The sequence below is a fragment of the Nostoc flagelliforme FACHB-838 genome (assembly GCF_014698065.1).
Classification (GTDB): domain Bacteria; phylum Cyanobacteriota; class Cyanobacteriia; order Cyanobacteriales; family Nostocaceae; genus Nostoc; species Nostoc flagelliforme_B.
The window spans coordinates 1-11,969 of the sequence record NZ_JACJSI010000184.1; the positions used below are offsets into that span (position 1 = coordinate 1).

Sequence of the window (11,969 nt, forward strand, 5' to 3'; positions counted from 1 at the left end):
TGAAATTAACTACGACTGGACATGACAATACAGGTTTAAATTTGAACTGTTCCGGTATACAATCTGTTTTCTGAGGGGTCATGCTTAAAACTGCTGGAATTCATGTGCAATAGATATTTTGGCAGTTTTTGACTCCTCTTTTCTCCAGCTTCGTGAGAAATCCGGGATACGACATTACTCCCTGATTACCAATATCAAAGTAGATACTTGGACATTTTGACAATTCTTTGCATTTCGATAACGCAAGTAACAGCAAGGATAAAGAATTGATTGATTCGGGTGCAATTACAATCACACTTGCCTACCTTCAATATCATCTTCTTCCCAAATTATTTCAATTAAATCATCTAGTTTTCTTAATCCAAAGTACTTACACAGCGTCGTGACTGTGTGGTTATCTATGCGGTCAAAATGGCTGCGGTAAAGCTTCCCCACAGTAGTGGGACTAAGCCCTGTTTCACCTGCTAGGGTTTTTTGATCTAATCCTCTGGACTTCATCAACTCTGGTAGTTTTGTTCTAAGAAAACATTGCTCTGGGGGCGGGGTCATCCAAGCATCAATTTCAGACTCAGTTAAACCTACATCTGCCAGTATAGAGTTCCACTCGCTTTTAAATGAAAAATGACGAAAATACCACAGCTTAGGATGTTGGTTCCTCTTACTGAAATTACAAGCATGACAGGCTTGAACAGTAAAGCGATCGCTTTTTGTAATTGACTTTGGAATAAAGTGATCTAAAAGTAGTCGATTGCTAGAACCACAATAAATACAAACTCTAGCTATCTCTCCAACCTTAGTTTTAGTAGAGGCAGGATTAATCCCCATTGTTCAACTCCTGGGCTGGTATCCATTTCAGTAAAATATCTGGTTGTATGTTGTATCGACTACAAATCGCATCCATTACATCTCTGCCAAGATATTGAGCGGAATTGTTATACAAGCTATACGCAGTAGTCCGGCTAATACCAGTTTCTTGCCAGAACTGATAAACGCTTATTCCCCTACTGTCAACAAATTCCTTAATCCGATTTCTCATGGGCATACTTTAATTACTACTACTATTAGTATATTCCCAACTAGTTAGTATTCCAAACTAGTTAATAATATTCTAGAGTAGTTAGTAATATAAAGACATAATACAAGCACTTCTGTATTCCACTAAGAAAAGTTCCATGTTTAACCAGAGGTAAATACTTGTAAAAATTGATGCTTAATTACTTAAGCGGTATTTACCAATTCTCTCTTGTGTACTAGGTAAGCTTTTCAATGATTTTATGAAATCATTGAAAAGTTTAGGCAGTAAAGGTTTTAATAGAGTTTTTTAATTTTTAGCTACTCATGAAGACATAAAACTTTGTAAATTGCTGAAACATCTTTTGGACAATAGTTAGAGCCATGTTATGAGTCTAAAATAAGCGAACGGACAGTTACAGCATAATTTCCGAAGGCTATACTGATTCAAACAGTTCTAAGTATTGAAGAATACTTTATAGGATTGCTTAAAAAAGCGTAGGATTTTTGGAAACTTTCAAAAATGCGCTTGTGTGAAGAAATAATGAAGAGGTAATCGCTAGCAACTGGTATCAATAGCCGTTCCTCAGCAGGAAAACCTTGTAATAACGGAAATGCAAATTAGGAAAAAACTGTTTATGGTTAACGAACGTAAATACATAGATTTTAATTTATTACTACAAGGTTTAGATTCAGCGACCAACACATTTAAGGTATCTGTTCCCTTGTCCGCAGTTGGTGAAACTCGTAAAGAATTTGTTGTTCCTTGCCCGTTAGACGAAGTTCAGAAAAAATTTAAGCGCCTGGAAAAAAGAAAAAGCTCAAAGAAAGAATTGATTGAGATTGGGAAACAATTGACAGCCCTATTATTCCCTTCTGAGCAAATCCGCAATCTCTTTAAAAGAGCTATTGATGAAGCTGGAGCAGAAGGTTGTGTTTGTCTTCGTCTTATAATTAATCATCCTAAACTTGCTCAGTTGCCTTGGGAATTTTGCTACCTGCCAGTTCCTGAAGGAGAAGAAGATAGTTATGACAATTTCATAGCACTTAATCCGAGGTATTCAATTGTTCGTCATGAAGCACTCGACACCAAACCGCCTGAATTATCGAAAGAGGGTCAAGACTCCATTCGTCTATTAGCCGTTACCGCTAACGTTGAAGGCGACGGTTATAGAGAACTCGACTTGGATTCCGAGAAAGAAGCGATCCAGGAAGCGTTGCAAAATTTTAGCGTTGATGGTATTAAATTGACTTGGGAACCCTTCATTGAAAATCCAACTGCACAAGAACTCATCCAATTACTAGATCAAAAAGCCGATCTCTTTCATTTTGCAGGCCATGGTAAATTTGAAATCACTGAGATAGACCCAGAGAGCGAAGAAAATAAGGGTGTTGGAAGTTTAATTTTACTTAAAGATAAAACTGATAATTCGCCTGCTCCCTTCTCAGCAAGCCTATTAGCCAAACATTTATACAGAGCAGGTGTAAGAGTCGCAGTTCTAGGAGCGTGTGAATCAGGCCGCCGTGATGGAATTTCTCCTTGGACGGGAGTTGCTCCTACTTTAATTAAAGAGGGGATTGCAGCAGTTGTAGCAATGCAGTATGAAGTTGACGATAAATTGGCAGCGTCTTTTAGCCAAAGATTTTATACAGCGATCGCCTCTGGACTTTCAATTAATGAAGCTGTCTCTCTTGGACGAATAGAAATGTATCGAGAAGCAGACGAAGGAGGGATCGATTGGGGAATACCTGTTCTCTATATACGGTCTTCTAATGGCATTATCTTTCCTGAAATTGCTAAGAAAGAACTTACAACTGCGAATGAATTGCGTATCGAAGGTGAAGTACGCGCTAAGACTATCAAGGGAGGAAATTTCAACGTAGTTGCAATTGATAAAGTAGTTAAAGCTAATCAAATTTCAGGGAGGATAGAAGCAGACACTATTGAAGGTTATGACGGTAATGTAATTAAGATTGGAGAAATCTAGCGTTAATTTTAAAATTATCAACCATATTAGGAATGATATAATGACTAAACAACAAAATTATCAAGAAGCAGTAAAAATATACATCTTACAATTGCGAAACTTGTATATTGTTCCAGAGAAGTTGGCTCAATCAAAATCAGTAACTCGTGCAGCAGCTACGATCCCCTCCGAACTTTTGGTTGAACGAGTTGAGCAAATTGTTGAGTCTTCTCAAACTGTTGGCGAAATGACCACAACATATTTAGAGTGCAGTGATCAGGCTCAAAGAGAAGCATCTGAAATTAGAATACTGGCTCAAGCGATCGCTTCGCTAGAGTTAGTGAAAGACCTTCTAGAAAGGGCAGAAGCGGAGGAAGAAGGTTCATCCGTAGAAGTAACTCGCTCTGGTATGCGGGGGAGCGAATTTAACAATTCCATAAAAAATTTGATTAATCTTTTAGAAACACCGATTGAGGCAGGTATTTCCTCAGCGTTAATGCAAAATGCACAGGTTCGTAGTGACAAACAACGTCCTAATGATGTCAAACAAGCTAAAGCTGATCTTGAAGAGGAAGTGGAATCTAGCCTAAGTGCTATTTGTGAACAGACCAGTGCAGTGGGTTGGAAAGCAGCTACTAATTTGGTACTGATGGATGCAGCCGCTCTACGTCAAGGTTTGGAGTTTGTTAGCAAAGATGCAGCACATCTGATAGACGAAATTATGGTTGGAGTTGGCAGTCTAATATTGCGTCTAGTAAAGGCTGCAATTCGTCTATTAGCGCAGGTTTATAACTGGATACAATCACTGCTTGGTAAAGAAATTGAAATAGAAGCCCGTCAACAAGTTGGTAAATGGTTAGAAGACCTTAAGCAGGAACAGCCTACTGGAAAATTTGCTGAAGGGTTCTTCGGTCAGCTTGTAATAAAAATCTATAATCCAAACGCGATTCAAGAGGATATAAAAACTTGGGTTGCTGCTACTCAGGTAGAAGTTGATCGGCTTAATCAGGCTGCTGAGATTGTTGAAAATTTAGCGAAAAAGCATGAGGTTCGGGCTAAACAGATTGATCGCATTCTGACAATAATTGCTTTTGTCAAGAAAATCCCTGCCATTAAAACTCCTCAGGGACAGGTGATTACTGCTGCCGTACTTCTAGGAGTATTAGTATATACACTCTCTTCTGGCTATGATCATATTCGAGATGGTCAAATTGTCCTAAATGAGCGTTTTAGCTTTGGAATTCCTAATCGGATTATAGGAGTACACGAAGTTGTTCAACAAGCATTGGAAATAGTAAAACCCCCTACTAGCATTACAACTGCTAACTAAAGGACAACTCTTGTACTTCAAACACTTCCTGCATTTATTGCATTAGCTCTTGTCTGGTTAGCGCACTTTCGGTTGAAATTCCAAGGTTAATAAATGGCTGTAAATGCCTGACCCATTGAAGACCAACCTGTTTGTAATCAAACTTTCTCCTAGAAAGCGTATGCTGCTTCAGGGATGCTATTAGGGCAATCGCCCTCTCTAAAATAACCACAACCATCATGTAGCCAAAAACGATGACTGAAACTGTTGTAACCCAATTAAAAGCAATCGCCTTTGAGCGTGATATTGAACGACTCACTGAAGGCTTTACAGGTCGGGAGTGGGTCTTCAAAGAAATTGACCGATGGTTGCAACAGGAAAATGAAAGGTTTTTTATTTTGACTGGAGAACCAGGGGTGGGGAAAAGTGCGATCACAGCTCACCTCATTCAAACCCGTAAGGACATCGTTGCCTATCACTTGTGTCAAGCCGCAGAATTAGAAACCTTGAAACCGGGACGAATTTTGCGATCGCTTACAGATCAACTGATGGAAACTGTGCCAGACTACGGTCTAGCGTTGCTCAATACCATTAAGGCAACCTTGGAAGCTGATGTTAAAATCCAGGTTAAGCAAGCGAGTGATAGCAAGATTAGAGAAGTCTACATTGAAAACCTCAATCCAAGCGACCTGGAAAAGGAAGACTTGGAGAATGTACTGGATATTCTGATCCGGGCACCCTTGGCAGCGTTGCCTAAGATCTACGACGAGCGCCAGAAGCTAGCTCCAAAACGAGCAATTTTCCTGATTGATGCCCTAGATGTGGCAGTCTCAACCGAAGATGCGGCGCAGGATGATGAAGACATTGTGACATTGCTAGCAACCTTGTTGGAGGATGAAAGTTTGCCCTCCTGGGTTCGATTTATTCTCACCTCCCGTCCAGACCGGAGAGTGTTGCGAGAATTTGAACCCCTCCAATCCTACAAGCTGGAGGAAATGTCCCAGCAGAATCTGGCAGATATTCGGCACTACATTCAGAAACGAGTTGCCGAACCCGCCTTTTACAATCAGCTAGAAGCAGCTCAGATGTCCTGCCAAACTCTGGTGGATCAGTTGACCCAGCTTTCAAAGGGTAACTTTCGCTACGTCCGATTTCTACTCGATGACCTCGAAGCTGGAAAACACTTGTTGAACAATCTACCGATTTTGCCTGAGAGTTTGGCTGAAACTTACGCCAAGGATTTATCAAAGTGGTTTTCTGTCGATGAGTTGACGGAACGATGCCAAGAAATCCTGAAGGTATTAGCAAAGGCTCAGGAACCTTTGACTGAAGACCAGTTAGTTAGCTTAACCGGGATTCGACCCAGGTTGGTGCGACAAGACTTGTGGGGACTGAGACAGTTTTTAGATATCGGGTGCATTAAGGAAGGCGAGGATACCCATGAAACCTTCGCCATCTTTCATCCCTCGTTGCGAGAGTACTTACTGAATCTGGAGTAAATGAATGGTTTCCTCTGCACTCAATCGTCTGGCTCCTATTGATTTTACCCGCTACATCGAGCGTCTGACCGAACGCTTCACCGGACGAGAATGGCTGTTTGAACAGATTGACGGTTGGTTGAAACAGGGCAATGAGCAGTTCTACCTCCTGACGGGTGAACCAGGCGTTGGCAAGAGTGCGATCGCGGCTAAACTGACCCAAATCCGTAGTGATATCGCCGCCTATCACTTCTGTCGGGCTGGGGATGTAGAAACAGTTAGACCAGGGCGAGTATTGCGATCCCTGGCAGCTCAACTGGGAAAGACTCTGCCTCATTACGGTGAAGCTCTAGCAAAGACGATTGACCCGATTCACCTACGGATTGATGTCAACATCAACATTGAGTCCCTGAGTAATAGTCAGGTGACGGGCATTTACATTGAGAATCTCAAAGAGAGCGACCCCAAAGACGAACTGGAGATTCTGCTGCGGGCACCACTGGCAGCACTCTCTGACCTCTATGCCGAACATAATGACCCCCTGCCAACGCTGAAGGTACTTCTGATTGACTCGCTAGATGAGGCAGTGACCACAACCGGAAGAGACAACATGGCAACGCTGCTGGCAGGCCTGTCTCAAGCAGATGGGCTACCCTCTTGGATTCGGTTTATCCTCACAGCACGTCGGGGGATTGAGAATTCGTTTCAGTTTAAGTCATTACAACTCTATAAGTTAGAGGAACTATTGACACAGAATTTAAAGGATATTGAGCGATATGTCCAAAGTCGGGTAGAGGAGTTAGTGGTACAGCCTGAGTCAAAATTCCAGACTCGACTAGAGCAGGCTGAGCTTTCTGCTGAAACGCTAGTGCAGGAAGTTAAACAGCTTTCCAAAGGCAACTTTCTGTACACTCGCCTACTGATGGATGGGATTGGCACAGGTGAGCTATCTCTGAAAAACCTGTCTATCTTGCCCAAAACTCTCAATGAAGTTTATCAACGATTTCTCCGGCATCGCTGCCCCTTCCGCAAGTGGAGCGATCACTATCAGTCAATTTTAGGAACGCTGACCGTTACTCAAGAGGCAGTCACTCAAGAACGGTTGGTGAAGTTTACAGGGGTTGATTCTAAGCAGGTGCAAGATGTGATCGGTATTTTGCAACAGTTTTTGGATGAAGCAGAGGATGAGCAGGGACACAAGCGCTACGCGATTTTTCACCAATCGCTGCGAGATTATTTGCTGAATAGGAAACACAATCACGATTTTTGGTGTGATGTGAAGGAACAGCATGAGAACATCGTTGGCTGTTATGAGCAGGAGTCTGAATCGTGGCAGGAGTTGCAGCAGGTCGATTTATATGGATTGCGTCATCTTGCTCAACACTTGGTGCAGGCAGAGCAGGTGGAGCAGTTGCATCAATTGCTGAGATTAGAGAAGAATGGGCGCAATGCTTGGTTTGATGCAAAAGATTCTGTCGCAGAAACAGCAGGCTTTTTAGCAGATATGGAATTGGCACGGGCGCAAGCTAATGAGGTGTATGAACACGAACCGGGAAAAAGCATTGGATTGCAGTGCCGCTATGCATTAATTAGAGCGTCAATTAATAGCTTGGCAGAAATTCCAAAAGAACTTGTGACAGCTCTTATTAAGCACAATTACTGGAAACCAGTTAAGGCGTTAACTTATGCCTGCCAAATTTCAGATCCTTGGAGTAGATACGAGAGCCTAGCATCGCTGTCCAGTCAATTTGACAATTTAGAACCATTGCAGCCTCAAATATTACAATCCGCTCTGGAAGCAGCTCAAGATATTGAGGATGCCTCCTATCGTGCCCAAGCCCTGACAGCACTGGCGGATAAATTGCCTGAGGTGCTTCCCCAAGCTCTGGATTCCGCTTTAGCTATTGATGATGAATTACCTCGTATCGAGGCTCTAGTGGCACTAGCAGATAAGCTCCCTGAGGTGCTTCCCAAAGCCATGGAGATTGCCTTATCAATCGAGGATGATGACTCTCGTAGACAGGCTTTGACGACACTAGCAGATAAGCTGCCTGAGGCTCTTCCAAAGGCCCTAGAGACAATTCTGGCGATGGATTCCTCCGGCTTCTTGCTTGTTGCAATAGCAGATAAGCTTACTCCAGAGCTGATTCCCAGAGCTCTTGAGGCAGTACTAGCCCTTGAGGATGAACCCCTTCTTAGCCTAGGTTTAGCAGAACTGTCTGATGAGCCCACTCCAAACCCCTTTTTTAGCCTAGGTTTAGCAGCACTGTCTGATAAGCTCACTCCAGACCTAGTTCCTAGAGCTTTAGATGCAATTCTTGCTATTCAGGACGAGTCCGATCGTGTTGATATCCTGACGCTATTGGTACATAAACTCACCCCAGAGCAATTGCTTTTAGTTTTAGAAGCGACACAAGATATTGAGTATGAACCCTATCGTGCCCAGGCCCTAATAGCACTGGTAGATAAGCTCACTCCAGACCTACTGCCTAAAGTTCTAGACATAGCGCTAACTATCCAGGATGAGTTTGAGCGTATCAATGTTCTCGTGGCACTGTCAGATAAACTTCCAAAAGCACTCTCCCAAACTCCTGAGAGGACTCAAGCTCCTGAAGATGAGTCTAACCCTGCACTATCTCCGGCAGCTCTAAAAGCCGAATTCCAAAGGGTATATTCCAAAGCCCTAGAGACTGCTCTAGCCATTCAGAATGAGTCCGATCGTATTAACGCCCTAATAGCGATATCAAACAAATTTCCTGAAGCACTCCACAAAGCTCTAGAGATAGCTCTAGCTATTGAGGATGCGTACTATCGCAGCCGAACCCTATTAACACTGGTAAATAAATTGCCCGAGGCACTACCCAAGGCTTTAGAAGCAGCTTTAACTATTCAGTATGAGCCATATCATGTTGAGATTCTGATGGCGCTTTCAGATAAGATCGCTCTGGATTTGCTTCCTAAAGCTCTTGATGCAGTTCTATCTATTCAGCATGAGCCATATCGTATTGATGTTCTAATAGCACTTTCAGGTAAAATCACTTCAGATTTGCTTCCTAAAGCCCTTGATGCAGCTCTAGCTATTCAGAATTATGAATCTCGTCTTCAGATTCTGATAGCTCTCGCAGATAAACTGCCCGAAGCAATTCCTAAAGCTCTTGAGGTAGCTCAAGTCATTCAGGATGAGACTGAATGTGCCCGAGTTTTGATGTTATTGTTGGATACGCTCACTCCAGATTTGCTCCTCTTAACTTTAGAAGCTGCCCAAGGTATTCGCTATGAGACCGAGCGTGCCAAAACCTTACTAGCGTTGTCAGACAAGCTGCCGGAGGCGCTTCCAAAAGCTTTAGAGGCTGCTCAAGTACTTCTGCCAGACTCTGATCGTGCCCAAGCCTTAATAGCATTAGTAGATAAGTTCACCCCAGACCTCCTCCCTAAAGCTCTAGAGGCAGTCCAAGACATTAGGCAAGAGCCGTATCGTGCCCAAGCCTTAATAGCATTAGTAGATAAGTTCACCCCAGACCTACTCCCTAAGGCTCTAGAGGTTGCTCAACTACTTCTGACATCTGATCGTGCCCAAGTCCTGATAACACTGGTAGATAAGCTCACCCCAGACCTACTTTCCAAAGCTGTAGAGATAGCGCAAGACATTGAAGATACTTCCTATCGTGCCCAAGTCCTGATAGCACTAGTAGATAAACTTCCTGAAGTACTTCCTAAAGCGTTAAAAGCAGCCCAAGACATAAGGGAAGAGTGGTATCGTGCCCAAGTCCTGATAGCACTGGTAGATAAGCTCACCCCAGACCTACTTTCCAAAGCTGTAGAGATAGCGCAAGATATTGAACATACTTCCTATCGTGCCCAAGTCCTGATAGCACTGGTAGATAAGCTGCCCGAAGTACTTCCTAAAGCGTTAAAAGCAGCCCAAGACATCAGGGAAGAGTGGTATCGTGCCCAAGTCCTGATAGCACTGGTAGATAAGCTCACCCCAGACCTACTTTCCAAAGCACTAGGAGCAGCCCAAAACATTGAGGATGCTTCCCTTCGTGCTCGAATCCTGACAACCCTAGCAGATAAACTCCCCGAAGTACTTCCTGAAGCGTTAAAGGCAGCCCAAGACATTGAGGATGCGTCTGATCGCGCAAATGCCTTGATAGCCTTGGCAGATAAACTTCCTGAGGTAATTCCCAAAGCTTTCAAAGCAGCCCAAGCTATTCAGGGTGAACTTACTCGTATTGATGTCCTGATAATTCTGGCAAACAAGTTGCCCGAAGCAATTTCCGAAGCTTTAGAGGTAGCTCAAGACACTAGGTTCTTTCATAGGGATTCAGCTCTTAGGAAGCTAGTAAGTAAGCTCACTCCGGACTTACTCCCTAGAGCTCTAGAGATAGCTCAAGACATTGATTTTATGTTTAAACCTAGCGAATTCGTGATAGCTCTGAGAGATAAATTTAACCCAGATATTTTCCTTGAGGCTCTAGAGTTGACCCAGAACATTAAGGATACATATCGTACCGACTTCTTGAAAGCCATAGCAGATATACTTTCTGAAGTATCTCCTAAAACACTAAAGGCAGCTCAAGGCATTGAGTCTGAGTTCGAACGTACCCAAGTTCTAATGGTCTTGGCAGATAAGCTCACTCCAGACCTAGTTCCTGAAGCGTTAAAGGCAGCCCAAGACATTGAGGATGCTTCTGGTCGTGCCCAAGTCCTGACAGCATTAGCAGATAAACTCCCCGAAATACTTCCTGAAGCGTTAAAGGCAGCCCAAGACATTGAAGATGCTTCCGGTCGTGCCCGAGTCCTGACAGCATTAGCAGATAAACTCCCCGAAATACTTCCTGAAGCGTTAAAGGCAGCCCAAGACATTGAAAATGAGTTCTCTCGTGGTCAAGCCATGATAGGACTGATATGCAAGCTCACTCCAGACCTACTCCTGCAAGCTCTAGAAGTGGCTCAAAATCTTGACGGTTCCTATCGTGCCGATGCTTTAATATCACTGGCTGATAAGCTCACCCCAGATTTAATGCGCGAAGCCCTAAAGGCAACTCAAAACATTGAAGATGTGTCTGAGCGTGTCCGAGTTCTGGCAACACTAGCCTCCCCTTCAATCTTTGAACCTGATCTTGTCGTTCTTTGGGAAGACTTACTGAATCGTATTTCCTTTCAAAAAAGACCTGATGTTCTTACCGACTTAAAGGCTCTCATACCTATCGTCCTTGCTTGGGGCAATGAAACTGCTGTAGTAGAAACTGCTGAAGCGATTCGAGATGTCTGTAAGTGGTGGGCTTAAATCTCCTGACAAGGCTTCAGTTTACTTAGTGAATGTAACACGAAACTGTAAGAAGTAATGCTACATAAACATCTTGAATTCAAATAAGGCTACTTCTGAATCGAATGAACTGACAAAAGAACGAAAAAATAATGTAGAAGAACGGTTGAGTGCTCGAAGTAAAAAGCTTTAGAAATGATCCCTCTCCTAAGAAATCGTAAGGTTTCTTTACAAACATAACCAAACTTTCTTTTCTAACTGTATAGGTAAGCTACAACAGAGCTATCAAAATTCATGAGTCAGCCTACTTGCCGACGAAGAAGCGGATAATGACATTACTGAACTTCAAGTCAGAAATCAACTTCACTGAGTACGCGGGCGAGCGCACCCCCAACTTCACAGGTCGAGCGTGGGTCTTCCAAAAGATTTATGATTGGCTATCCAATTCCAATGGTTCTCGTTACTTCCTCCTGACTGGTGAACCTGGAAGTGGCGAGACAGCGATCATCAACTATAACCGAATGGCACTAAGAAAAGCGCAAATGTATTATTTACAAGGGTTTCATCACTTTGGAAAAACGTAGGCTAATGAAGCAGCGATCGCAAACTGAGGGTTGTAGATTATTCTGATTCCCGACCTTAAAACTATTATTTTTCTAAACCTTTTGCCAGGCAAGTATTTCAGCTTTTCTTAGTGCCATTCGGGCAAGGCAGATGTTTTGTGGAGAACCAATATGTACTCAGATTGAGGAATTAAGAAATAACAGCAATTAAGCCCTAAAAAATAAATATAATTTTAAAAAATAAATTGTTTGATTAATACAGGACTTACGCAACTGGAACAAATAGCGAGCGGGGCGTAGCCCTACCACACGACAATTTAAATCAAACCAAGCACATAGGAATACTTGGGCGTTTTAGTTGCTGAATTAAAT

General features: G+C 42.9%; 7 protein-coding genes. 5 read left to right on the top strand and 2 right to left on the bottom strand.

The window, feature by feature from the left end; genetic code table 11:
• Positions 1 to 291: 291 nt before the first annotated feature.
• Positions 292 to 825 (bottom strand): helix-turn-helix domain-containing protein, encoded by a 534-nt coding sequence (locus H6G97_RS51565; protein ID WP_199349886.1) that lies wholly within the window; start codon positions 823 to 825, stop codon positions 292 to 294.
• Positions 815 to 1,042, bottom strand: coding sequence for a helix-turn-helix domain-containing protein (locus tag H6G97_RS36105; protein ID WP_190945407.1), 228 nt, complete (start codon positions 1,040 to 1,042; stop codon positions 815 to 817). Before H6G97_RS36105 ends, H6G97_RS51565 begins: the two co-directional genes overlap by 11 nt.
• Before the next feature lie 607 nt (positions 1,043 to 1,649).
• On the opposite strand from H6G97_RS36105, the gene H6G97_RS36110 reads away from it, so the two are divergent.
• From H6G97_RS36110 to H6G97_RS36130, 5 genes are all read left to right on the top strand, one after another.
• Positions 1,650 to 2,999, top strand: a complete 1,350-nt coding sequence (locus H6G97_RS36110) for a CHAT domain-containing protein (protein ID WP_190945409.1) — start codon at positions 1,650 to 1,652, stop codon at positions 2,997 to 2,999.
• Between the two features lie 40 nt (positions 3,000 to 3,039).
• Positions 3,040 to 4,308 (top strand): hypothetical protein, encoded by a 1,269-nt coding sequence (locus tag H6G97_RS36115; protein ID WP_190945411.1) that lies wholly within the window; start codon positions 3,040 to 3,042, stop codon positions 4,306 to 4,308.
• Positions 4,309 to 4,541: 233 nt separating this feature from the next.
• Positions 4,542 to 5,786: a P-loop domain-containing protein gene (locus H6G97_RS36120; protein WP_190945413.1), complete on the top strand. Its 1,245-nt coding sequence runs from the start codon at positions 4,542 to 4,544 to the stop codon at positions 5,784 to 5,786.
• Between the two features lie 4 nt (positions 5,787 to 5,790).
• The gene (locus H6G97_RS36125; protein ID WP_190945415.1) at positions 5,791 to 11,055 is read left to right on the top strand and encodes a P-loop domain-containing protein; all 5,265 of its coding nucleotides are present in this window, start codon (positions 5,791 to 5,793) and stop codon (positions 11,053 to 11,055) included.
• 308 nt (positions 11,056 to 11,363) lie between these two features.
• A complete protein-coding gene (locus tag H6G97_RS36130) occupies positions 11,364 to 11,618 on the top strand; it encodes a P-loop NTPase family protein (RefSeq protein WP_190945417.1) in 255 nt (84 codons plus the stop codon).
• The last annotated feature ends 351 nt before the right edge of the window (positions 11,619 to 11,969 follow it).